Origin of the sequence: Paenibacillus ferrarius (assembly GCF_002027705.1) — a bacterium.
Classification (GTDB): domain Bacteria; phylum Bacillota; class Bacilli; order Paenibacillales; family NBRC-103111; genus Paenibacillus_E; species Paenibacillus_E ferrarius.
Genome location: NZ_MBTG01000066.1, coordinates 92,044 through 115,099 on the forward strand (window position 1 = coordinate 92,044; position 23,056 = coordinate 115,099).

Genomic DNA, 23,056 nt, shown 5'->3' on the forward strand with positions numbered 1-23,056 from the left:
GTGAATATAGCGGATCATGGGTCCAAGTTGGTAAATACAGCCTGATTTTTGAAATTGCAAAAAGTATTTTATGAGAGTAAGGCTGGTGTACAAGCAAAAAAAACGGAGAAGCATCTAATAGTCATAGAGGTAATGTCAATGTAATCGATTCTATATAGATTCATTGCTAGAAGGCAGAAAAACTTGTAATGGGAGGGGCTAATGTAGATGTACAATAGCAACTCGAAGTATAGCCGGGCACTTTCGGGATGCACGAGCAGTAATTGTTCCTGTTCGGATTCTGGGAGTTTGAGTTGTGATGGAATTACTCCGAAGAAAGGAATAACGGGTCCTACGGGGCCCACTGGTCCCACTGGGGCGACAGGAGTTACTGGGGGTACGGGGGAGACAGGAGCTACAGGAGTAACAGGTGCTATAGGGGTAACGGGTGAGACAGGGGCTACAGGAGCAACAGGGATAACGGGTACAGTAGGGGTAACAGGAGAGACAGGAGCAACGGGTGTAACGGGTGCAATAGGGGTAACGGGGGAGACAGGAGCAACAGGAGCAATAGGGATAACGGGTGCAGTAGGGGTAACAGGAGAGAAAGGAACAACAGGTGCCGTAGGAGCAACGGGGGGCACTGGTGCGACAGGTGCAACAGGAGCAATAGGAGTTACAGGAGCAACCGGTGGCACGGGAGCGACGGGTGCCGCAGGAGTGACTGGGACAGCGGGAGTGACGGGAGCGACGGGAGCGACAGGTGCCACAGGAGCAACGGGAGCGACAGGGACCGCAGGAGTGACGGGAGCGACAGGAACCGCAGGAGTGACGGGAGCGACGGGGACAGCAGGAGTAACGGGAGCGACGGGAACAGCGGGAGTGACGGGAGCGACGGGGACCACAGGCGTAACGGGAGCGACAGGGACCGCAGGCGTAACGGGAGCGACGGGGACAGCGGGAGTGACGGGAGCGACAGGTACCGCAGGAGTGACGGGAGCGACAGGGACCGCAGGAGTGACGGGAGCGACAGGGACCGCAGGAGTGACGGGAGCGACAGGGACAGCGGGAGTGACGGGAGCGACGGGTACCGCTGGAGCCACGGGGGCGACGGGGACAGCGGGAGTGACGGGAGCGACGGGTACCGCAGGAGCTACGGGAGCGACAGGGAGCGCAGGAGCTACGGGAGCGACAGGGACAGCAGGGGCAACGGGAGCGACAGGTGCCACAGGAGCCACGGGAGCGACGGGTACCGCAGGAGCTACGGGAGCGACAGGGACCGCAGGAGCTACGGGAGCGACAGGGACAGCAGGAGCAACGGGAGCGACGGGGAGCGCAGGCGTAACGGGAGCGACAGGGACAGAAGGCGTAACGGGAGCGACGGGGACAGCGGGAGTGACGGGAGCGACAGGGACCGCAGGAGTGACGGGAGCGACAGGGACCGCAGGGGCAACGGGAGCGACGGGGACAGCAGGAGCAACGGGAGCGACGGGGACCGCAGGAGTGACGGGAGCGACGGGTACCGCAGGAGTGACGGGAGCGACAGGGACAGCAGGAGTGACGGGAGCGACGGGGACCGCAGGCGTAACGGGAGCGACGGGGACAGCGGGAGTGACGGGAGCGACAGGGACCGCAGGAGCAACGGGAGCGACAGGGACCGCAGGAGTGACGGGAGCGACGGGGAGCGAAGGGGCCACGGGAGTGACAGGGACCGCAGGGGCAACGGGAGCGACAGGGACAGCGGGCGCCACGGGAGCGACAGGGGCAACAGGAGCTACTGGTCCTAATTTTGCTATTCAGGGATTTTCGGCATACTTGTCCACATTGACCATATCGGCAAGCTCACAACTTACCAATTGGTCCGTAGCCAGTCCTTATTTTTCGAATGCTAATTTTAATGCGGTCACAGGCAATTTCACGGTTCCGACGACAGGGCGATATTCGATTGCTGCAACGATTAATTACACGACTACTGCCGCTTTATCTGTAAGTCTTGGGGCTGGGATTAATCCCTTTTTTGTTGTTCAACAAACATCGCCCACGGCTACCAATTTGATAACCGGTTTGTTGCCTATTTTAAATGTGAACATTGCCTTGCTTTTAACCTTAAGAGCAGTGCTTGGTAATGGAGCTATAACTTTGGCAGGAGATGTTACACTTTCAGCAGGTGATGTTATTGGACTTTTTTATAATGCAAATGGGCTTACGATTTCACTTAACATAGGTAATGGAGCTTCGAATGGTGTCGTTTGGTCGATGCATGAAATAAGTTAAATAAAACTTCGCAAGAGCGATAGGTTTATTGAAAATAGAAATGAATTTAATAGGCTCCTACCCGCTTTTGAAATAAATCTTGATATTGAATGACCATGTATCGAGAAGATTCATTTAATGTAAGTGGGGAACTATTTTTGTGCTTTTGAAAGAAGGGGAGAATGCTGAGAAGGAATTGCTGTCCTAATAAAAATGCCTTATTAGCATTAAAGGTCATCGTAGTGGTGAAGTCCTCTTATGTTCATAAAAGTAAGTGCAAGATGACATGCAAAAAAAAGAAAAATCGTCGAAAGCATCGAAGACGAAAAAGGAAATGCTTTCCTATATTCCCGTGTCCTCCGAAATGCAAGCATAAAAAGAAACCATTTCCTAAACGATGCTTAATTCCAATATGTACTTTTCCTGTAACTCCAGTACCGCCGCCTGTAACTCCGATAACACCAATAATTCCAATAGTTCCAGTTGTTCCTATCAATCCCATAATTCCAGTGGACCCTGTGAACCCTGTGGACCCAGTAGACCCACCAAGTCCTCCAAGTCCTTCTCCCTCAATTGTTGTGGAAAAGGAATGCTGTGGAAACATTTTAATTCAAGGAATACAACCTCCTTTTCTAATATGGGAAACGGATGTGGATGCAGCGATTGCGGTAGCACAGTTAAGTATTTATTGCGACTCGGCCAGTACAGATGCTTTGGAAGTAGAAATTGAAGGTGCTGAAAAGAAACATTTGTCTGTATCACCTGGCAACACGAACAATTTTATAGGTCAAGGCATTACTTCAATCAGGATTTCATCTAAAGAACAGGCAATGACCTATGTGGAAGGAAAATATGTGGTGTCGACTACGTTGCAATTGCAAGCTAAGGCCCATGAAAAATAGGAAAGGTGGTTCTTCCGTTGATGAAAGAACCACCTTGAGCTGAAAGTTATAGATTATAACGCACTGTTAGGCAAAATTCACCCTGGGCTGCTGCTGCTGTGGAGGTTAAGGAGATTGAATTGAATCTGGAAGCTGTGAATGAAGCGCTGCCTCCTGCTGGTATAACGATGGTTTGAATCGCAGCAACGACTCCGGTTCTAAAAAAATTAACCGTCAATGTGCCGGTTCCCGTTTCGAACTTAACATAGCCTGTGCCATTGATATTTTGAGAGATGTTGTCAGAGTATATGACTTGAGTTCCAGCGGCAGCTATTAGAAAATTAGTGCAAACCTTATCCTGCACAGTGATTTTATCCGAACAGCAACTAAGTGCTAAATCAGAATTACACATACGTTTATCCCTCCTCTTAAAGTTCTTATTGGACAGGGTATCGAGTTGTTATGCAAAACTCACCTTGGTAGGTGCCAGCTGTTGCTCCTGGAAGCGTTAACTGAATAGCACTGAAGCGTCGGTAAGTGAAGGCCAGGCTAGTGCCTGCTGAAAGTGAAAGGGGGGTCGGATTAATCGGGTTTCCTGTGCTATCAAGGAAATTAAGTGTGATATCCGCAGGTCCTACATCATATTGCACATATCCAGTACCTACAATGTTTTGATTGATGTTGTTTGTAAATAGGGCAACTAGGACATCAGCCGCGACAACAGTACCGCTCCAAGGTGTACATACCTTATCTTGCACAAAGTTTTTATCCGAACAGCAAGTGAGTGCAGCCCCTGAAGAATTACATCCCATAGTGAAATACCTCCTATTATATTTTCTAAACTATTTAATGCGATGAAGGAGTTACCCGCTTGGACATCTGTCTGATATCTGAATTTTTTTTAATCAGAAGTGCTGGTAACAACATAAAAAAGATGTTTCCTCAAATGCGATGAGGATGACATCCTTTTATGTTGTTTCTCTAAAATGACTAGACAGCCCCGCCATTTCCAATGAAAGGCATCTGCTGGACATATCTGTAGGTCGATGGATAATACGCAGCGCCAGTGGGCTGTTTTGGTTGTTGATCGGAGGGGGTTTGGCTGCAATTCACCGGTGGACCGATGATGAGTGTGCTCTGAATAGGGGCTAAGGCTTCTTTGATCTGAGCTTCATTAAGACAATAAGTATGGGCCAGTATTTCTGCTGGTGTAAGCCGAAGTATGTCGGAGCCTGCAATGAATTCAGGAATAGGCGCATCAAAAATCGCTAACAAATGGGTATTATCAACCGTAGCAATTTCGTAATGCCACCAACCTTGGGGAATGTTTGCGACGATTCCTGGCGTGATAGGGATATTAACTAATTTTTTGGTAAAAGGATTAATTAAAGAAACAACGGCCGATCCGGAAATACAGTAGACCAGCTCTGAGGCATTTTGGTGGCTATGTGGTTCGACGACGTTGGATTGGCTAAGGAAAATATCGAGCAAAGAGACATTTCCCAAGGTGTTCAGTTGATTGACAGAGAGCGTATTAATAAAGTTGCGACTATCTTTAATGATAAGCGGATTGTTGCGCAGATCATAAGAAAACTGCACGGATGGTGATGTAAAATCCATATAGGAGTTCATTTTCTTTGGTTCCTGCCCTTCAGCTAAATTAGGTGTTGTCGAATTATACTATGTGAAAGGCTAGGCGGAGGGACCAGAAATTCGGGTGAAAATTCAGGAGCTGTCTGTAAACCTGCAAATATGCATTTTTTTGTTCATAGAATGACCCCGAATGAGTGAATTCCTGCGTTTCTGCATGCTTTTGCGGACTATTTATAAGTGTGTGATAAAAAAGCGTGAAATGCCTGCATAATCGCAGGCATTTGCACTTTTTACTCGATTTCGTTGAAATAAACCTGTACTTTCGCAGGTTTTCATGGGAGTACGGCCGATGATACTCGGGATCGCCTGGCTCAGATGAAAGACTTTCGCGAATGTGAGATGGAGCTTAAGCATTAGCCAGTAGTTAATGCTTTTTTGTTATGTTTGTTGATGTGAATTTTCATATAATTGAATTGTATTTTTATGTATAATAGTTAAATCTAGGATTTAGTAGTTACTCTGTTTTAACGGTTAGTCTGTCTTGGATCAAGTGTCTGAAAATGGTGGGGAATGGTGGAGAACCTATGAAAAAGCTCATCTTAATTGCAATTATTTCCAGTAGTTTTCTCACTTTATCTTTCTCCTTGTACTATATGTTCACGATATATCAAAGCGATTTGGGCATTGCAAGCAGGGCAGAGCCGATGCTGAGTGAGCATGCGGAGCGAATTGTTATTATTTCTCAAGAGCAAGGCAGCTTCATGATGAATGAAATTCAGAAAGGCGCGCGTACAGCGGCAGATGCGCATCAGATCAAAATTGATTTCTGGGGGGTATATCGCTCGAATTTAGATGAGTTGATTAAGCAAATTGATATTGCAATCGCTTCCAAAGCGAGCGGGATTATTGTAGAAGGTGTTGATCATCCCGAGTTCGATCGCATGGTGAAGAAAGCGACAGCCAAAGGGATCCCGGTCATAACGATTAATTCCGACGCGCCTGACAGCTTGCGCAAATCCTATGTTGGATCGGACCATTATCAAGAAGGCATCATTATGGGGGAATATATCGCAACTCAGCTGAACGGTCGCGGAACTGTTGGTGTCGTCAAAAGCATGACATCTCCAGGTACGGATGAGTTAAGGTTAAAAGGGCTTGGTGAAATATTTGGCAAATATCCGGGGATTAAACTCGTTTTCGCTTCGGCCGATAATGAAACGCTGCAGCCGAAAATACAAACCAATGATATTTTGAATCATTATCCGAAAGTAGATGCGTTTATTAGTCTGCCAGCCGATTCAGGTGAGAGCATTGTTCAAGCAGCGAAATCACGTTCCCGGATGAAAGATTACCCTATTTTCATTTTTGATGATTCTCCGCAAACGGTCATGTTGATTAATAATGGGCTTGTTCAAGCCGGCCTTTCGCAGCATTATGAGGAGATGGGCGAAATGAGCGTTAATTTGATGAAACGGTGGCTGGATGCGATTCAGCTGCCACTGGATAATAGCTACTTCACGCCAATCAGTATCGTAACTTCAACTGGAGAAGAGGAGACAGCCTTTGAAAACCATTCGAAGTAAAATGATGATGCTGTCGATCTTAATCTGGGTCATTATGGCTATTATTTGGATATCTATGAGCCTCTTTAATCAGAAGACGGTGGAAAAGTACAACGAAATTCTTCAGCGCTATATGCAGATGAACGAAGCCTCGCAAATAAGCCGTCAAGCTTTAACCTCCTTGAATAAATACCGTATTTCTCCTACGTTAGACAGCATGAATCAGTATGTTGAAGACAACAGCAGATTGCTGCGCACGAGGTCTGACATGAACTGGTTGCGAAATATGAACAACAGCATGCTGTTAGACAATCTTCAGAATATGCTGGAAAGTCAATCACAAGCGATGGATTTAGCGGTTCGTTTCCAAAAAGACAATGATGACGAAAATGCCGCCAAAGAGTTCGATGAAGCAACGAACATGTCCAAATATATTTCGGAAACAACCTTAACGTTAATTAGCGGCGAGCAGAACACCTATGATGCATTTTATCGAAAAATTATTAAACGGAGTGAGGATATTAAAAAAATGGGCTTTTGGACGCTGGCCTTGGTTTCCTTGCTATTGCTGCTGTTTTCCTATCGATTCGTGAACAGTATGACTCAGCCATTATTAAAGCTTACACAATCTGCTCGTGAACTATCGCGAGGAAATTTCAAAAATCCGATCGAAATCAAGAACAATGATGAAATGACATTTCTGGCCATTACCCTGGATAGCATGAGAATGAAAATAGGCAATTTAATCGACGACATCCAGAGCAAAGCGCAGTTGGAATACGATCTTCATAAACATAAGCTCATGTTGAAAGAAAGCGAGCTGAAAAGCTTGCAAAGTCAGATTAATCCGCATTTTCTTTTTAATACGCTAAATATGCTTTCCAAAGAAGCCTATCTGGCAGGCGCAGATAAAACCAGTGAATTAATTAGCTCTGTGGCCGGGATGCTTCGATATAATCTCCGCAAACTGGATAGCAAGGTGTCGCTTAAGGATGAATTGGAAGTTCTTGAAGAATATTTAACGATTCAAAAAGCAAGGTTTGGTGAGCGTTTGCGAGTTGTAAGAGAAATTGACGAAGAAGCGCTGTCTATTGAACTGCCCATTCTTATCCTGCAACCGCTAGCAGAGAATGCGTTTATTTATGCGATTGAACCTGCCGAAGAAGGCGGAACATTAACGATTCGCGTGAAAAATGAGGAGACTTGCGTCATTGTACAGGTGCAGGATACAGGTCAAGGCATGGATCAAGAACAATTGAATAGGCTATTATCAAATACGGAAAATTCAGCTTACAAAGGGCATTCCACCGGAATCGGTATTTGGAATGTCATTCATCGGCTTCAGCTGTTTTATGGAATTGAGGAAATTATGGATGTGGAATCCCAGTTAGGGATGGGCACATGTATGACATTGAAGCTGCCAAGGAGGCAAATGAAATGATTCGGATGATGATCGTGGACGACGAACCTATTGAGCGTATCGCTCTTCATAAAATTATGGCGGAGAGTTCCCTTGACATCGAGGTCGTAGGCGAAGCCTCTAATGGGAGGGAAGCAATCGAAGCTGCCGCTCGGCTTCAGCCTGATCTCATCACGATGGATATTAAAATGCCGGGCATTAATGGCCTGCAAGCTATTGAAAAAATTAGAGAAGCGAATGATAGTATTAAATTTATTATTGTAACCGCATTCGATACCTTTGAATTTGCTCAACAGGCGATAAGACTGGGTGTTTATGATTACATGCTTAAACCAAGCAGGATATCGGTGGTGCTGGAAACCATAGGCAAAGTAGTGAATGAGATTAAAAATACCCAAATTGAGCGGCAGAAGCGAAGCTCGGAGAAGCATAGATTGCAAAAAATGATGCCGATGGTAGAAGCAGATATCGTGGAGCAGTTATTATTTGACTACGTTCCATCTGCCTATCTTAGCGAAATGATGGATTTGTTAGGCTTTCCTTCGGTGAAAAGTGGCTTTGTTGTCAATGTGCAATTCACGCATGCCATGGCGGGAGGAGGACAACCAGCAGAGCTGGAGGAACTGTATTCGAAACTCATACAGCAGATTCATGATTCATCCATTACATGCTGGGTCGGTAAAATGTCTGGAAAACAAGTCCAACTGATTGTCTTTATGGATGGAGAGTTGTCCTATCGTGCTCAAGCAGTCGGCTTAGCGCGAAATTTGATTCAAGCTTTGAACCGGAGAAACGATTATCGTCTATTCATCGGTGTAGGAGGACAATGCCAAGATGTGAGGGAAATGCGTAGATCCTATCACGAAGCGCTCCTAGCTTCAATCGACAGCTCATTGCCTGTTCATTATTGTTTATATGAGGATGTGCCGCATGCTGACAATCAAGTGGATAGAAGCCTAACGATTGAATTGGAAAAAAATGTTCTTGATGAAGTTCGATGTGGAAAATGGGAATCGGCCGGTGAGCAAGTTGCCAAAATTATTGATGTATTCGAAGGTGTGGGTCAAAGGATCGATATGGCGCAGCAGCGAGTTTTTGAGTTGCTGGTTAATGTAACTAAACTGCTGCAGGAGATGGGCATTGACGTTAATAAACCTTATTTTCGTTACCAAACGACTAGCTATACGCAATTGAAAGCAGAGACCCGCTACCTGATTCATCAGTTAGTGGAAGTAAGAGAAGCAGAATCAGATCTGCTTCAAACCATGAAGCAGTATATTCGAAAATATGCGCATGAGGATCTTTCATTGGAAAGAATCGCGGCTATCGTGAATCGAAATCCTTTTTATGTGAGCAAGCTCTTTAAAGAGCATTTTGGGATGAACTATATCGATTATTTAACGGAATATCGTATCGAAATGGCCAAACAATTAATGCAGGAATCAGATAAAAGTCTGAAGGAAATCACGTTCGAAGTAGGGTACCATGATCCGAATTATTTTAGCAGAGTGTTTAAGAAGCTTGTAGGCCATTCACCGACAGATTATCGTAAAATGCTCATTCGGCCCACGATCAAAAAGTGATGAGAAGAAGGCGGCAGACAATGGATAAACGGTATATATTGAGCGGAATTGCAGGTGTTGTGGCTGTCTTGGCGTTTTCTTTTTCCTCCTGTTCGATGACCTTATCAAGTCATAAATCAAGTGAAATTTCGAAGCAGCAAGCAGACAGCCCATCAATCGATAATGAAAAATGGAAAAAGAAGAAGGTGGTTATCGGGTTATCCATCGATACGCTTTTGGAAGAACGCTGGCAGAAGGACAGAGATTTGTTCAAAGCTGCTGTTGAGAAGCTTGGCGCACAAATTGAAGTTCAAGCAGCGAATGGAGACGATGCCAAACAGCTTTCGCAAGCGGAGAACTTAATTTCACAAGGCGTAGACGTGCTTGTTGTTGTACCCCATAATGCGGAGATTTCATCGGCCATTGTAGAAAAAGCCCATAAAGCAGGCATTAAAGTCATCTCCTATGACCGTTTGATCGTCAATTCGGATGTTGATTTATATGTGTCTTTCGATAATGAGAAAGCCGGCGAGCTGCAAGCGAAAGCCATCACATCGAAGGTGCCCAGAGGGAATTATGTCCTCATTGAAGGCGCCGACACAGACAACAACGCCCATATGTTCAAAGCAGGGCAGATGAATATTCTGAAGCCATTCGTAGAGAACGGAGATATCACAATCGTTTTTGACCAGTCTACGAAAGAATGGAAGCCTGCAAACGCGTTGGCGAACATGGAGCTGGCCTTGGCGGCTAATCACAATAACATTCAGGCCGTAGTTGCTGCGAATGACGCAACGGCAGGCGGCGTTATTCAAGCTTTGGTTGCCCAGCATTTGGCTGGTCAAATTCCCGTTTCGGGACAAGATGCAGAGCTTGCAGCCGCTCAGCGAATTGTTGAAGGCACACAAACGATGACGGTGTACAAACCGATCAAAAAGCTTGCTGAAACGGCTGCTGAGCTGGCTGTGCGAATGGCAAAAGGCGAAAATGTCCACGCAGATAAAAAAGTCAACAACAAAAAAAATGATGTTCCCTCGATACTTCTTGAACCGATTGCCGTCGATAAATTCAATATGGATGCAACCATCATTGCCGATGGGTTCCATAAGAAAGAGGACGTTTACAAGAATGTGAAGCCATGATCCAAATAACAAAATAGTATAGCAAGCTATAAAAAAGTGCTAATTTAAAGCGGATACATGAGGTAAATCCAGTGATATACTCATTTTGTAATTGGCGCTAAGCTAAAACAAATGAGAGGGGTTTACGAATGAAAAGTACTCTGAAAGCGATTTCACTCCTGTTGGTCATTATGATGTTTGCCGTTGTTGTTGCAGCCTGCGGCACAAGCAGCAAAGTCAGTGTGGGGATTGTCTTGCCTACGAAAGACGAGCCGAGATGGGTTCAAGATGAGCAGCGCTTCAAAGATGCATTAAACGGCACCAAGTACACAACTGAAATTTTGTTCAGCCAAGGATCTTCTGCCAAGGAAAAAGAAAACGTAGATGCCTTGATCGCCAAAGGTATCAAAGTATTAATCATTTGTCCGCAAGATGGCGATGCAGCAGCGGCTTCGGTTGAAGCAGCCAAAAAAGCAGGCATCCAAGTCATCTCCTATGACCGTTTGATCACTAACACGGATGCGGTTAACTATTATGTCACTTTCGACAGCGTTGCCGTAGGCAAAGCACAAGCGAAGTATCTAGTTGATCATGCCAAAGGAAAAGGGCAGCCTTTGTACTTGTATGCGGGCGCTGCTTCTGATAACAATGCGTTCTTGTTCTTCCAAGGCGCTTGGTCGGTGCTTCAACCTAAGATTGCCGACGGCACTTTCAAAATTGCGAACTCCAGCGAAGCGGTTGGACTGCAAGCAACTGCTGAGTTGACACGTGATCAATTAAGCAAAATCATTGGCCAAGTGACAACAAACTGGGATGCGAACGAAGCTAAAAATAAAGCGCAAACCCATTTGACAGCTGCTTCAGCTGATAAAAAAGGCGATGTCGCCATCTTAGCTCCTAATGACGGTACAGCTCGTTCGATCGCCGATGTTTTTGGGACAGATAAAGCCGTTACCAGCTTTGTAGTTACAGGGCAAGATGCTGAAAAAGCATCCGTTCAATACATTATCGACAGCAAGCAATCCATGACGGTATTCAAAGATGTGCGCACACTTGTCAAAGATGCGATGGGGATGGCGGTCTCTATTCTCGATGGCAAGGCGCCTGAAACAACTGGATCCTACAAAAACGGCAAAATCGATGTGAAAGCGAAACAAACGAACGTCATCGTCGTTGAGAAAAGCAACGTCAAATCAGCACTCATTGATTCTGGTTATTATCAAGCGAGCGATTTCAAAGGATTGTAACCGTATTCAGACATAGTTTGGAAGGAATAGTGATAGATCTATCTATCACTATTCCTTTATTCCACGAGATATTTGGGTAAGGAGCGCTATGTGGTTATGAGCATAAATATATTGGAAATGAATCATATATCCAAAGAATTCGTAGGCGTAAAAGCGCTCACGGATGTCAGTTTTAAAGTCCAGACAGGCGAGATTCATTGTTTGATCGGTGAAAACGGCGCGGGTAAATCGACATTAATGAAAGTGCTTAGCGGGGTATACCCTTATGGAACCTATGCGGGAGATATTGTATTTGAAGGCCAAATCCAGCATTTCTCGAAAATAAGCGACAGCGTGAAAGCAGGCATTGCAATCATTTATCAAGAATTAGCATTATTTCCTGATCTCACGGTATATGAGAATATTTTTGCAGGGAATGAAGTGAAAAAAGGCTTCCTTGTGGATTGGAATCAAACGATTAATCGCGCCAAAGACATGCTTGAAAAAGTAAAGCTTCAGGTGAATCCGGAAGTCCTGATCAAGGATTTGGGCGTAGGCAAACAACAGCTTGTTGAAATTGCCAAGGCGTTGAGTAAACATGTGAAACTGCTTATTCTGGATGAGCCAACGGCTGCGCTGAACGAGAAAGAAAGCGAGAATTTGTTGGAGCTGCTGAGGGAGCTTAAAAAGCAAGGAATTACAAGCATTATGATCTCCCATAAGCTGAAAGAAGTTATTTCTATAGCGGATAAAGTAACTGTACTGCGTGATGGCAGAACGATCTGTACGCTGGATGCCTCTAAAGACGAGATTTCCGAAAGCGTCATCATCAAGAGTATGGTTGGTCGTGAAATTGATGATATTTACCCCAAAAGAATGAATAAGCAATTCGGTGGTACAGTCCTCGAAACGCGCAACTGGACGGCTTATGATCCCGAACTGGGCCGAGAAGTAGTCAAAGATGTTCATATCCATGTCAAAAAAGGCGAAATTGTCGGTATCGCAGGCTTGATGGGTTCTGGACGAACAGAACTGGCGCAGAGTATTTTCGGTAATCCCAAATCGTATAGATTAAAAGGCGAGCTAGCTGTAGACGGTGTGAAAAAAGTATTTAAACATCCCAAAGATGCGATCCAAGCAGGAATCGCTTATGTCACAGAAGATCGTAAAGGTGACGGCTTGTTTTTGATTCAAGATATTAAACAAAATATTTCAGCAGCCAATCTGCCTTCAATATCAGCACAAGGGGTCATCAACAATAATGAAGAAGTGAAAATTTCCAATCATTACAAACAATCGTTAAACATTAAAGCCCCTTCGGTTGAGCAGCTTGTCGGTAATTTAAGCGGAGGCAATCAGCAGAAAGTATCGCTTGGGAAGTGGTTGTTTGTGAACCCAACCTTGCTTATCTTGGATGAACCAACTCGCGGTATTGACGTGGGCGCCAAATTTGAAATTTACACGATTATGAATAAGCTGATTGGCGAAGGCATGAGCATCATCATGATCTCTTCTGAGCTGACGGAAGTCTTAGGCATGAGTGATCGGGTATATGTAATGGCTGAAGGGAAAATAACGGGCGAACTATCCAGTAATGAAGCAGATCAAGAAACCATAATGAAGCTTGCAACGCAATAGGAGGAAGTCAGGTGCAATTCTACAATGAAGCGAAATCGTTAATTAAAGTAAATATTCGGGATTATGGGATGTACATTGCCTTGTTTATCATCATGCTGACTTTCTCGATCATGACAGACGGTCTGTTCATGTCGTCACGTAACATTAGCAACTTGATTGATGCTACAGGGTATATTGCCGTGTTGGCAGTAGGAATGACGCTGGTCATTGTAATTAGGCATATTGATTTATCGGTTGGTTTTGCCGCTGGATTTCTGGGTGCCATTACAGCTGTCCTCCTGACACAGGCCGGGGTTCCGTTCTATATCACCATTCCAATCATTTTGGTACTTGGTATTGTTGTTGGTTTATTTAATGGTCTATTGGTTGCACAATTCGGAATTCCTTCCTTTGTTGCTTCCTTGGCGGGAATGCTCATATTCAGGGGAGCCTTGCTGCGAGTCACTGAAAAGACGGGAACCATCATTATCAAAGACGATCATTTCAACGCCATCGGTAATGGTTTCATTCCATCGATTGCCAAAGTGAACGGCTTGAACTTGCTTTCCTTAATTTTAGGCGCCATCTTGATTGTCATTTATGTGTATAGTGAATTATCCAAACGTTCGAGCAAACTGAAATACAATTTTGAAGTGGTATCCAAGAGTATTTTTGTCGTAAAAGTGGTTTTCGTTTCAGCTATCATTGCCTATATCACGTGGATTCTCGCAGGTTACAACGGATTCTCCTGGACGGTTATTATTGTGCTGCTCGTCGTGGTGATCTATCACTTTTTGACGACTTCAACTGTACTGGGAAGGCATATTTACGCAGTAGGAAGCAATCCGGAAGCTGCGAATCTAAGCGGGATCAGTGTTAAGAAGATAACTTACATTGTATTCGGTTCCATGGGGATGCTTTCGGCATTATCCGGTATCCTCTTCACATCTCGCCTACAGTCGGCGACTACGACGGCAGGCACGTTGTTTGAACTCGACGCGATTGCGGCTGCTTATGTAGGTGGTGTTTCTGCTGCCGGCGGAGTAGGCAAAGTGACGGGTTCCATTATTGGCGCAATTGTCATGGCATCGCTGTCCAGTGGCATGAATTTAATGGGGATCGGGATTTCCTATCAATATATGATTCGCGGTGCTGTGTTAGCTGCCGCTGTTATTTTCGATGTGGTGACTCGGAAGAAAAGGGCTTAGTGAATGTGGCTGTCCTATATGCCCAGTGTAAAAAACTGCGGAAGTGCAGGAATTTTCAGGTGAATATGGTTGAAAAGTGGAGATACCTGCAATTGTGCAGGTATTTTCATTTTTTCCAGCCTTTAATCTAGAAAAAGCACTAAATGCCTGCACAAACGCAGGAATTTAGTGTTTGAGGCTATTTCAAGTGTGAAAAAGATGTATATTTGCAGGTTTTTAAAAAATAACTGGAGCTAAAGCATAGGATGGCTCATTTTTCATTGAATGGATAGGAATACTCTAAAATAAAGAATGCTACTCTTTCTTGGAATGCAGAAAACGGGTTTTAAAGCGATGACCCTACTTAACTTTGCTCGAAAAGTCGGATCAATACGTATAATACCTGATATTCTTGAGGTAAGAGGAGGTGATAAGCAGACATGATTGACAGAATGAATAGTGCTTTAACCTATATTGAAGAAAATCTTGCAAATGAGATTGATTTCAAGGAAATAGCCAGATTGGCTTATTGCTCGGAGTATCATTTCAAAAGAATGTTTTCTTTTCTGGCCGGTGTCTCCTTGTCCGAATACATTCGCCGCAGACGGCTGACGCTTGCAGCATTTGAGCTTCATGAAAGTGATAGAAGGGTTATTGATATTGCCATTAAATATGGATACAACTCGCCAGACGCTTTTACCAGGGCTTTTCAAAGCCTGCATGGTGTGACACCAACTGAAGCCAGAAATAAGGGACAAACCCTGAAAGTTTACCCAAAAATGTTCTTTACGCTTTCTATTCAAGGGGGGAATGAAATGCCGTCGGCCCCTTTCCGGATACCCTTCAAAATGTTTGGGGTCGCATTTATTCAGAATGGTTCCCATCCTCCAATTATGAGCAAGCGGAAGGTCCTGAACTATTATGGAACGAACATAAAGATGTATCGTCACCCACGTTCAAGAGTGAAATTTGGATCCCAATTGTGAAAAGTCAGCCGTGAGCTGGCTTTTTTGCTTTCGTTAGTTAATCACAGCGTACTTGACAGAAGGTTGCAGTTGCGATACATTTTATTTATTCTGTCTGTTCAGTATAAATAAAATTAGTTTTTTTATGAAATGAGGACATAAACAAACATGCCTAAAGTAGGAATGGAACCAATACGTAGGGCAGCTGTTATTAATGCTACATTAATGTGCATAAGCAGACATGGGATTGACGGCATGACTTTGGATAAAGTCGCTGAGTATGCAGATTGCTCGAAGGGGGTTGTCTCATATTATTTTAAAAATAAAGATAACTTGATGATCGAGTCATTTAAGGCTTTTTTTGCTTATTATGGCTTAAAAATCAATGCTGCTATTCAGCCTACCATGAGTGCTGCGGATATGATCGAGGTCACTCTGGCACATCTCCTACCGCCGCTTAGCGATGTAACGCAGGGAGCAATCAATGTATCAGAGCTTGAAGGTACTGAAAAGATGTTTATCCCACTTGAAGATCAAGCCAAACTGTTCCTTCACTTCTTTTCCAGAGCGGCATTGGATCGTAATTTGCAAGAGGTTGTTTCTGCGAGTTATTCGGCGGATATGCAAGGCCTCATGAAGATTTTTGACTATGGGAAGGCGACAGGGCAGATGAAAGTTGAGGATTCCCAAAGTGCTGCCTATGGCTTGCTGGCGATGGTAGTGGGGCTAAGTTTCTTTCGAGTGGCGAATGTGCAGCCACTGAACAGTGAAGACAATCGATCTATTTGTGAGGATTATGTAAAGAAAATAACAGAAGGATAAAGGATAGTTGACGAACAAACAATAAGCATTCATTGGAGGATAATGATGAAAATTACGACATTAAATGAGAACGACGTAAAAATTGCTGTTGTAACTAGTGAAGAGTTACTCATAACTGACATTCAGTCTGCATTAGATTTAATAGCTACGGTAAATTATGAAGCAGGCTGTGATCGTATAATTTTGAATAAATCAGCCATTTGTGAAGACTTTTTCAACTTAAAAACACGGCTGGCAGGTGAAATATTGCAAAAGTTTATTAATTATCATGTGAAAATTGCCATTGTTGGTGATTATTCGATGTATTCAAGTATGAGTTTGAAACAATTCATTGGCGAGAGCAATCAAGGGAAGGATATCTTTTTCTTGTCGACTGAACAAGAAGCTGTAGAGAAGCTGAGACTTGCTTAACCTAGGAGATGATTTTTTACGTGAATAGGAGAGAAAGCATGGATCATGAAGGAATGAGCCTGAGCAATTATCCAATGGTGAAAATTCCGGGTGGAGTTATTGATTTAAGAGATGATAGAACACAAAGTAAATGGCAGGTTGAAATCAAACCGTTTCTTCTCGCCCCTTATCCTGTAACTACGGCACTTTATGATGTTGGTGACCGTGACCAAAAGCCTGTTGTAAATGTGTCTTGGCATGATGCCATTTCTTTCTGTAATCACCTTTCCCAACAAACTGGGTTGCAGCCGTTTTATTCCAATCCTAATGATGGAGAAAGTGTTATCTGCCACTGGGAATCCAACGGCTTTCGACTTCCTTCAGAAGCAGAATGGCAGTATGCCTGTAAAGCAGGAACGTCTGGATACAGATACGGTGAGATTGATCAGATTGCCTGGTATCGTGACAATTCAGGAGGAAGCATCCATGAAATAGGCACAAAAGAGCCGAATGCTTGGGGGTTGTATGATATGCTAGGCAATGTTTGGGAGTGGTGCTGGGATATTTATGATAAGAATGTATATGGCTCCTACCGAATTTTTCGTGGCGGCAGCTGGGCAGAAGAGGAGAGAGGCTGTGGAGCTTCGTGCCGTCGTCGCAGTCATCCGTCATTAGCGATCGACGACCTTGGATTCCGCCTTGCCCGGAACGACAAATGAGATTCCCTCTGAAAACCGCTGCTTGCGTTGCAGTTATTCAGAGGGCTTTTTGTATACTCTAAGGAAGCAGCACTTAGCGAATTGTGCAAGTGTTGCGGCCCAGCCACTTATTGATGCCGCATTTTTGCGTCAAGCCGGTGACGAGGAATGGAAGTGCCGTGAGGCCAAATAATTTCCAATATCCACTAAAGAAATAGAAGAGTGATAAGAGTGCTAAGCCAGCAATGATGCGTACAGCTCGATCAGTTCCACCTACATTTTTCATTTGTTCGTTTCCTCCGCTTCGTATGGGTATGCTCTACAGGCTTGATCATACCAAGGTAAGGCAGAAGTATCTGTAACTTTGTCACATAGAAAAAATGATGAGCTGTCTTTGCTTATAATTCCACATAATGTTCCAACCCGCCCCGGTTGATAATCGTGATGCTTCCCCTTGAGAGCGTGATGAGCTTTTCCTTTTCAAGCATTTTCAGTGTTCGACTGATGACCTCGCGAGCTGTTCCCAGTTCAATTGACAGCGTATCATGGGTAATCGTGAGAACTCCACTGCTATCGCTGGTCATTTGAACCAAATATTCAGAAATTCTGCCGCGGATTGATTTGAAATTGATGCTGTCCAGAAGGTTGGACATGATAATAATTCGTTTGGCAATGGATTTGAACATATATTGGCGGAAATTTCGATATCGATCCATCCAATCTCTGAAAGCATGGACAGGAATTAATACGGCGAGGCAGGGCTTTTCAATACAAGCCGTAGCTTCATATTCAGTTTCTCCTAAAATGCTGGAGATCATGAGCGGACAACATTCACCGCCATTAATTCTATAAAGGGTTATCTCCCTTCCACCGGAACTGACTTTGTACATTCGTACGGTACCTTCGAGGAGCATAACCGCATAATCAAGAAACTGTCCTTCTTGAATAACATAATTCGGCTTTACTTCCCGCACTTTGATTCCTTCTGTCTGCCAATCTTCTTCGCTGATATCTGTCAAGCTCGGAAACAGCGAAATAATTTGAGGGATGTAATCAAAAACTGGTGAGCTCATGGGTGTCATCTCCATGTAGATATTTGAATTTCTGGTAGAAACATTTTATCACTAAACAGGGATATATGACTGTGACAAAGTCACATTAATCTGTGGTTTTTTCCACTGTGGCAACATTTACAAATCACTGGATGTTCGTTATAATGAACAGAAGTGTAGTTTAAGGAGGTATAATTTTTGATAAAACCATATATGCCCACTCTTGATGTACTAAGGGCATTGTCGATTATCCCAGTGGTAGTACTCCACACCGGCGGAACAGCGGCAACATATATTGGATTTTTGGGATCGTACGGTGTTTTACTGTTTTTATGCATTTCAGGATTTCTTCTGTCCTTTCTAGCATTTGAAGAAATTAAAAGAAATGGCCATTTCAAATAGAAAACTAAGAAGTAAACAAGCTCAAAATATTAGTATCACTGGCAAAATGAGTTCTTTATAAAGAATTTAATTCTGGGAGATGTTAACTCAATGAAAACGGTTACCATACTGATTCCAGCCTATAACGAAGCAGAAGTTTTGCATCAGCTTTATAATCGTCTAACTTTCGTCTTGCAGAAAATAAGTTTTTATCAATTTGAAATCCTTTTTGTGAACGATGGCAGTAAAGATGCAACCTTAGAAATTATTAAAAACTTAAGAGAAATGGACGGCAGGATTTCTTATATTGATTTCTCGCGTAATTTTGGAAAAGAAATTGCCATGATCGCCGGTTTAGATTATGTCAAAGGGGATGCGGTTATCATTCTAGATGCAGATCTTCAAGATCCCCCTGAGCTGATACCCGAAATGATTCGTTATTGGGAGGAAGGTTATGACGATATTTATGCCAAAAGAAGAACGCGCTCTGGCGAAACGATGTTTAAAAAATGGACAGCAAAAACATTTTACAAAATACTAAAAAAAGTGGCAAGGATTCCAATACAAGAAAACACCGGAGATTTTCGATTGCTGGATAAAAGGTGTGTGGAAGCACTGAAAAAACTTCGCGAATCCCAAAGATACACCAAAGGCATGTTTAGTTGGATTGGCTATAATAAAAAGGAAATATTATTTGATCGTGATTCAAGGGCAGCTGGAGTGTCTAAATGGAATTATTTGAAGCTAATGGATCTAGCGATTGAAGGAATTACCTCCTTTACAACGGCTCCGTTAAGACTGTCGGTTATTTTAGGCAGCATAGTTTCTATGTGGGCATTTATTTATATGGCCTGGATCATTTTTAAAACGCTGCTCTTTGGAGAGAGTATTGCCGGGTATCCCTCGCTAATGACGGTCATGTTATTTTTGGGTGGCATCCAACTGTTATCGTTAGGAATTATCGGAGAATACCTTGGACGCGTATTTAATGAAACGAAAAGAAGGCCTCTATATTTTGTCGATGAGTATAATGGTCAAAAAGAATCTAATAGCTCAACCAATAAAAGTGATGTCCCAATGAACATATAGAATTTAGACAAAGAAGGGAAAAATTGTGGTTATTATTAAAAATAAGAATGTAATTATTTTGACCCTCATTTTCCTGGTTATGTTCACGCTCAATTTGTTGACACCGTTATTTGCAGACGATTTTAATTACTCATTCATGTGGGATAAGTCAAAGAAAATTGAAAATCTTATTGATGTCGTGAAATCGCAGCAAATGCACTATGTTCAATGGGGAGGCAGGACGGTTGCGCATACCTTAGGTCAAACCCTTTTAATGACAAGCAAATTGTTAAGATCATTCTTGAATGCGCTGGTCTATGTTGCGCTCATTTATCTTATTTATTGGCATTCTCAAGGCAAGAAGCTGAAATTCAGTCGAAATGTTTCGATTGTACTGTTGATCGCGTTATTGTGCTGGGTTAGTTTACCTAGCTTTGGAGAAACAACAATTTGGTTAATTGGGTCCGTTAATTATCTGTGGACGACTGTCATCATGTTGCTTTTTTTAATACCGTACCGGCTTAAGCTTTTGTCCAATGCGGTGTTTGTTAAGGACAACATTATTCAATTGCTTGGTATGTTCATAATGGGAATACTTGCGGGATGGTCGAACGAGAATACATCATTGTTAGTACTTATCCTTACAGCTATTGCTGTTGTATATTTCTTACAGAAACGAATGATGGGCAAGTGGATGTTAGCCGGGTTTGCGGGGACTATGATTGGCTATTTATTTTTGATTTTGGCGCCAGGCAATATGGTCAGAGCTAGTCATATGGAAAAACCTGCCGACTATTCATTTCTCTTGTATCATATCAAGGTTCCAGCATTTATGACCATTAGTATCATGAAATTCCAAGTACCGGTTTGGATTGCTTTTATAATGATAATGTCAGTTTTATTGAATTATTTGGTTAGGAACAAGCTTTCATTCAAAAATATGTTGATTACGTACGGTCATGATTTCCTTTATTCTTTTACATTTATCGGTTTCAGTATTCTAAATAACCTCATTATGTTTGCTTCACCGCAATTTCCTCTAAGAGCAGGTTTTGGGTCCAGTGTATTCCTTATCATCGGAGTTTTGGGGTTATTAAGAATTGAAGTCACGAAAAGGTTGTTTAACATTAAAATTGTGAAGACATTAAATATAGCAACCATTTGCTTTTTAATCGTTACGATGGGATTTGTAATCAGGCAATATTCGATCCTGTATCATGAAAATAATGCAAGGATGAATTCATTGAATAATGAAAAACAAACAGGCAATGATTCGGTTATCGTAAAACCATTTAGTATTGATAAATCAAGTCCATACCAAACTCTGAATCGTCATGTCTTCATTAGCGATATAGGGGGTAACCCAAATGTTTGGCCCAATACTATTTATGCCCAATATTATGGCTTTAAGTCGATTAAAGAACTAGATCATTAGGTAAGGAAGCCTTAAACCCATTGCTGAGCATGGGTTTTTTCTTTTATTTGAAAAGCCGAGTAACCGCGGCAAGATGAAGCAAGACTAAGTTGCAGCACCAGCTTTTGGTCATATGACCGTATTGACTGTTGGTGAATTGCAGGTTATTATGAAGTAGTCATTTAGTAAATCAGTAAATAAGTAATTTAGTAAATTATAAAATGGAGTGTGCCAAAAAATGAAAATACCAACAACTTTAAAACATAAACCTGTCATCGTATCCGAGAATTATGAGCAGGTGGACGGCAGATATGCCCTAAACACGGATGCTCAAGGGATATCCCTTGGATTAGCTCAGTGGAATGACAGAGGGAAGGTCGATATTTCGGCAAAAGTATGGAGGCATACTGGGGAGAAATGGTCCCGTCAATCCGAAGAGCTGCCTATGCATCGTGTACTTGATCTGGCTATTCTAATATGCAGAAGCAGCTTGCACTTCCAGGAGGCTTATCGGTTTCCGAAGCTGTATGATCCAGAGAACGCCACGATAGACCGTATTGGTCTGCAAGGGAATGCTATGACTGTGGCTGTATGTGAAGACAATCCGATGATTGATCATGATATTAAACTGTTCGCGCAGGCGCTTAGTGATGATGGCGAAATGATTGGAGAAAGGCTTAGTATTTTATCCCGTCTGTTAAAAGAAATGGGTTATTAAAATTTATCGAAAGGAATGCGGGTATGAGTAAACATGAAAATAATGTACTGTCACCAACTAGACAATTAACGGAGATAGAAAAAGGGCTCGTCTGGACAAAGCCATCGTCTCATAAGGAAAGTGAAGAAGAGCGGCGTATTTGTAATGAAATAAAGCGCAATTGGCATCGGGGAGAAATGAAAATCGCCAATATTTTGTTAGAAGGTGATGCCGGTTCAGGCAAAACGCAGCTAGCCAAAGCACTTTCAGCTGATTTAGGGCTGCCCTATACGAAAGTGACGTGTTTTGCCGATATGGACAAATCCGATATTATTGGCTCTATTCTACCGGTTATTTCAAATGAACGATTAGAACAGATGCAGTCCGAGGATCAACTTGTCTTGAAAGCCATATATGAGAGCGATAGTTTTCAAAGCACATCGGAAATCGTGATGAACGTGCTGGGCATTTCGCAGGAACAGGCAGCTTTAAAGATGAAGAGGTTATTGAAGATGATGGCTCAAAATACCGAGGACGACGTTGTTGAGTATCGTTTTTACCCTTCTGAGATTGTTAGAGCTTTTCAAAAAGGCTATCTGCTAGAAATTCAAGAACCAACGGTTATACGGGATGCCGCGGTATTAATGGCACTCAATTCTGCTTTGGAGCTGGACGGGAGCATTAATCTTCCTACAGAAATGATTCACAGACACCCCGATTTCATAGCAATCATCACAACTAATCGCAGTTATGCGGGGACAAGGCCACTAAACGAGGCACTGCGTGACAGAATACAGCATTCGGAAAAGATGGACCTCCCATCGAAAGACATGATGATAGAACGGGCAATGGCCAAAACCGAATATAGGAATCAAAAGGTACTTGGCCTCTTGGCGGATATCATAATTATCTTGGATAAAACAGCCCGGGCGAGTGGCATTAAAGGCGTCGCTGGAATGCGATCCTACTTCTACTGGGCAGACGCTGTAGCCGAAGGCGCTTCGGCAAGAGAATCGCTTTATCATAAGGTCATTTACAAAATAACGACCGATTCAGAAGAAATCAAATTGCTGGAAGATGCCCTGAAAAAACATGGCTTGTTAGCAAGTCTGGATGAAGTCGAGATCAATTTTCAAAAAAAAAACGAATTTTTGATACGGTAGAAATC

General features: G+C 43.1%; 22 protein-coding genes and 1 pseudogene. 18 read left to right on the forward strand and 5 right to left on the reverse strand.

Features of this window, described 5'->3' with window-relative positions; translation table 11 throughout:
* The first annotated feature begins 207 nt into the window (after window positions 1–207).
* Entirely contained in the window at window positions 208–2,253 is a 2,046-nt protein-coding gene (locus tag BC351_RS37755; protein WP_244209314.1) for a collagen-like triple helix repeat-containing protein, read from the forward strand.
* Between the two features lie 260 nt (window positions 2,254–2,513).
* Window positions 2,514–3,134, forward strand: a complete 621-nt coding sequence (locus BC351_RS44200) for an S-Ena type endospore appendage (RefSeq protein ID WP_341866054.1) — start codon at window positions 2,514–2,516, stop codon at window positions 3,132–3,134.
* 46 nt (window positions 3,135–3,180) lie between these two features.
* On the opposite strand, the gene BC351_RS37770 is transcribed toward BC351_RS44200, so the two are convergent.
* The 3 genes from BC351_RS37770 to BC351_RS37780 form a co-directional block, all read right to left on the reverse strand.
* Complete coding sequence (locus BC351_RS37770; protein ID WP_079420839.1) at window positions 3,181–3,525, reverse strand: DUF3992 domain-containing protein; 345 nt, start codon at window positions 3,523–3,525, stop codon at window positions 3,181–3,183.
* Between the two features lie 25 nt (window positions 3,526–3,550).
* Window positions 3,551–3,925 (reverse strand): DUF3992 domain-containing protein, encoded by a 375-nt coding sequence (locus BC351_RS37775; protein ID WP_079420840.1) that lies wholly within the window; start codon window positions 3,923–3,925, stop codon window positions 3,551–3,553.
* Window positions 3,926–4,103: 178 nt separating this feature from the next.
* Window positions 4,104–4,745, reverse strand: coding sequence for a cupin domain-containing protein (locus tag BC351_RS37780; protein ID WP_079420841.1), 642 nt, complete (start codon window positions 4,743–4,745; stop codon window positions 4,104–4,106).
* A gap of 545 nt (window positions 4,746–5,290) precedes the next feature.
* Here BC351_RS37780 and BC351_RS37785 point away from each other — a divergent pair.
* The 11 genes and pseudogenes from BC351_RS37785 to BC351_RS37835 all read left to right on the forward strand — a co-directional run bounded on the left by BC351_RS37785 (window position 5,291) and on the right by BC351_RS37835 (window position 17,297).
* Window positions 5,291–6,289: a sugar ABC transporter substrate-binding protein gene (locus BC351_RS37785; protein ID WP_158082369.1), complete on the forward strand. Its 999-nt coding sequence runs from the start codon at window positions 5,291–5,293 to the stop codon at window positions 6,287–6,289.
* Complete coding sequence (locus BC351_RS37790; protein WP_079420843.1) at window positions 6,270–7,709, forward strand: sensor histidine kinase; 1,440 nt, start codon at window positions 6,270–6,272, stop codon at window positions 7,707–7,709. The genes BC351_RS37785 and BC351_RS37790 overlap by 20 nt, the downstream gene beginning before the upstream one ends.
* Window positions 7,706–9,271 (forward strand): response regulator, encoded by a 1,566-nt coding sequence (locus tag BC351_RS37795; protein WP_158082370.1) that lies wholly within the window; start codon window positions 7,706–7,708, stop codon window positions 9,269–9,271. The genes BC351_RS37790 and BC351_RS37795 overlap by 4 nt, the downstream gene beginning before the upstream one ends.
* Before the next feature lie 20 nt (window positions 9,272–9,291).
* Window positions 9,292–10,392 (forward strand): D-xylose ABC transporter substrate-binding protein, encoded by a 1,101-nt coding sequence (gene xylF / locus BC351_RS37800; protein ID WP_079420845.1) that lies wholly within the window; start codon window positions 9,292–9,294, stop codon window positions 10,390–10,392.
* Window positions 10,393–10,520: 128 nt separating this feature from the next.
* Window positions 10,521–11,618 (forward strand): sugar ABC transporter substrate-binding protein, encoded by a 1,098-nt coding sequence (locus BC351_RS37805; RefSeq protein ID WP_079420846.1) that lies wholly within the window; start codon window positions 10,521–10,523, stop codon window positions 11,616–11,618.
* Between the two features lie 96 nt (window positions 11,619–11,714).
* Complete coding sequence (locus BC351_RS37810; RefSeq protein ID WP_079420847.1) at window positions 11,715–13,235, forward strand: sugar ABC transporter ATP-binding protein; 1,521 nt, start codon at window positions 11,715–11,717, stop codon at window positions 13,233–13,235.
* 11 nt (window positions 13,236–13,246) lie between these two features.
* Complete coding sequence (locus BC351_RS37815; RefSeq protein ID WP_079420848.1) at window positions 13,247–14,422, forward strand: sugar ABC transporter permease; 1,176 nt, start codon at window positions 13,247–13,249, stop codon at window positions 14,420–14,422.
* A 419-nt stretch (window positions 14,423–14,841) separates the two neighbouring features.
* Window positions 14,842–15,401 (forward strand): annotated as a pseudogene (locus BC351_RS37820) (AraC family transcriptional regulator).
* 133 nt (window positions 15,402–15,534) lie between these two features.
* Complete coding sequence (locus tag BC351_RS37825; protein ID WP_079420849.1) at window positions 15,535–16,188, forward strand: TetR/AcrR family transcriptional regulator; 654 nt, start codon at window positions 15,535–15,537, stop codon at window positions 16,186–16,188.
* A 45-nt stretch (window positions 16,189–16,233) separates the two neighbouring features.
* A complete protein-coding gene (locus BC351_RS37830) occupies window positions 16,234–16,599 on the forward strand; it encodes a DUF4180 domain-containing protein (RefSeq protein WP_079420850.1) in 366 nt (121 codons plus the stop codon).
* 38 nt (window positions 16,600–16,637) lie between these two features.
* Entirely contained in the window at window positions 16,638–17,297 is a 660-nt protein-coding gene (locus tag BC351_RS37835) for a formylglycine-generating enzyme family protein (protein ID WP_079420851.1), read from the forward strand.
* A gap of 73 nt (window positions 17,298–17,370) precedes the next feature.
* Here the strand turns inward: BC351_RS37835 and BC351_RS37840 are convergent, their stop codons facing one another.
* A complete protein-coding gene (locus BC351_RS37840; RefSeq protein WP_079420852.1) occupies window positions 17,371–17,562 on the reverse strand; it encodes a YgaP family membrane protein in 192 nt (63 codons plus the stop codon).
* A gap of 112 nt (window positions 17,563–17,674) precedes the next feature.
* Window positions 17,675–18,349 carry a Crp/Fnr family transcriptional regulator gene (locus tag BC351_RS37845; protein ID WP_079420853.1) on the reverse strand — a complete coding sequence of 225 codons (675 nt, stop codon included), beginning with the start codon at window positions 18,347–18,349 and terminating at the stop codon, window positions 17,675–17,677.
* 192 nt (window positions 18,350–18,541) lie between these two features.
* On the opposite strand from BC351_RS37845, the gene BC351_RS44570 reads away from it, so the two are divergent.
* The 5 genes from BC351_RS44570 to BC351_RS37870 all read left to right on the forward strand — a co-directional run bounded on the left by BC351_RS44570 (window position 18,542) and on the right by BC351_RS37870 (window position 23,051).
* Window positions 18,542–18,730 (forward strand): acyltransferase family protein, encoded by a 189-nt coding sequence (locus BC351_RS44570; protein WP_425270963.1) that lies wholly within the window; start codon window positions 18,542–18,544, stop codon window positions 18,728–18,730.
* Between the two features lie 90 nt (window positions 18,731–18,820).
* On the forward strand, window positions 18,821–19,798 hold the full coding sequence (locus BC351_RS37855) for a glycosyltransferase family 2 protein (protein ID WP_079420855.1): 978 nt from the start codon (window positions 18,821–18,823) through the stop codon (window positions 19,796–19,798).
* Between the two features lie 25 nt (window positions 19,799–19,823).
* A complete protein-coding gene (locus BC351_RS37860; protein WP_079420856.1) occupies window positions 19,824–21,212 on the forward strand; it encodes a DUF3329 domain-containing protein in 1,389 nt (462 codons plus the stop codon).
* Between the two features lie 217 nt (window positions 21,213–21,429).
* Window positions 21,430–21,909, forward strand: coding sequence for a DUF6530 family protein (locus BC351_RS37865; RefSeq protein ID WP_079420857.1), 480 nt, complete (start codon window positions 21,430–21,432; stop codon window positions 21,907–21,909).
* A 23-nt stretch (window positions 21,910–21,932) separates the two neighbouring features.
* On the forward strand, window positions 21,933–23,051 hold the full coding sequence (locus BC351_RS37870) for an AAA family ATPase (RefSeq protein WP_079420858.1): 1,119 nt from the start codon (window positions 21,933–21,935) through the stop codon (window positions 23,049–23,051).
* Window positions 23,052–23,056 lie beyond the last annotated feature (5 nt).

Coding starts and splice junctions, on each gene's coding strand:
- BC351_RS37805 (WP_079420846.1), top strand. CDS start 10,521: ATGAAAAGTACTCTGAAAGCGATTTCACTCCTGTTGGTCATTATGATG.
- BC351_RS37755 (WP_244209314.1), top strand. CDS start 208: ATGTACAATAGCAACTCGAAGTATAGCCGGGCACTTTCGGGATGCACG.
- BC351_RS37770 (WP_079420839.1), bottom strand. CDS start 3,525: ATGTGTAATTCTGATTTAGCACTTAGTTGCTGTTCGGATAAAATCACT.
- BC351_RS37780 (WP_079420841.1), bottom strand. CDS start 4,745: ATGAACTCCTATATGGATTTTACATCACCATCCGTGCAGTTTTCTTAT.
- BC351_RS37865 (WP_079420857.1), top strand. CDS start 21,430: ATGAAAATACCAACAACTTTAAAACATAAACCTGTCATCGTATCCGAG.
- BC351_RS37830 (WP_079420850.1), top strand. CDS start 16,234: ATGAAAATTACGACATTAAATGAGAACGACGTAAAAATTGCTGTTGTA.
- xylF (WP_079420845.1), top strand. CDS start 9,292: ATGGATAAACGGTATATATTGAGCGGAATTGCAGGTGTTGTGGCTGTC.
- BC351_RS37825 (WP_079420849.1), top strand. CDS start 15,535: ATGCCTAAAGTAGGAATGGAACCAATACGTAGGGCAGCTGTTATTAAT.
- BC351_RS37835 (WP_079420851.1), top strand. CDS start 16,638: ATGGATCATGAAGGAATGAGCCTGAGCAATTATCCAATGGTGAAAATT.
- BC351_RS37775 (WP_079420840.1), bottom strand. CDS start 3,925: ATGGGATGTAATTCTTCAGGGGCTGCACTCACTTGCTGTTCGGATAAA.
- BC351_RS37795 (WP_158082370.1), top strand. CDS start 7,706: ATGATTCGGATGATGATCGTGGACGACGAACCTATTGAGCGTATCGCT.
- BC351_RS37845 (WP_079420853.1), bottom strand. CDS start 18,349: ATGAGCTCACCAGTTTTTGATTACATCCCTCAAATTATTTCGCTGTTT.
- BC351_RS44570 (WP_425270963.1), top strand. CDS start 18,542: ATGCCCACTCTTGATGTACTAAGGGCATTGTCGATTATCCCAGTGGTA.
- BC351_RS44200 (WP_341866054.1), top strand. CDS start 2,514: ATGACATGCAAAAAAAAGAAAAATCGTCGAAAGCATCGAAGACGAAAA.
- BC351_RS37870 (WP_079420858.1), top strand. CDS start 21,933: ATGAGTAAACATGAAAATAATGTACTGTCACCAACTAGACAATTAACG.
- BC351_RS37810 (WP_079420847.1), top strand. CDS start 11,715: ATGAGCATAAATATATTGGAAATGAATCATATATCCAAAGAATTCGTA.
- BC351_RS37840 (WP_079420852.1), bottom strand. CDS start 17,562: ATGAAAAATGTAGGTGGAACTGATCGAGCTGTACGCATCATTGCTGGC.
- BC351_RS37785 (WP_158082369.1), top strand. CDS start 5,291: ATGAAAAAGCTCATCTTAATTGCAATTATTTCCAGTAGTTTTCTCACT.
- BC351_RS37855 (WP_079420855.1), top strand. CDS start 18,821: ATGAAAACGGTTACCATACTGATTCCAGCCTATAACGAAGCAGAAGTT.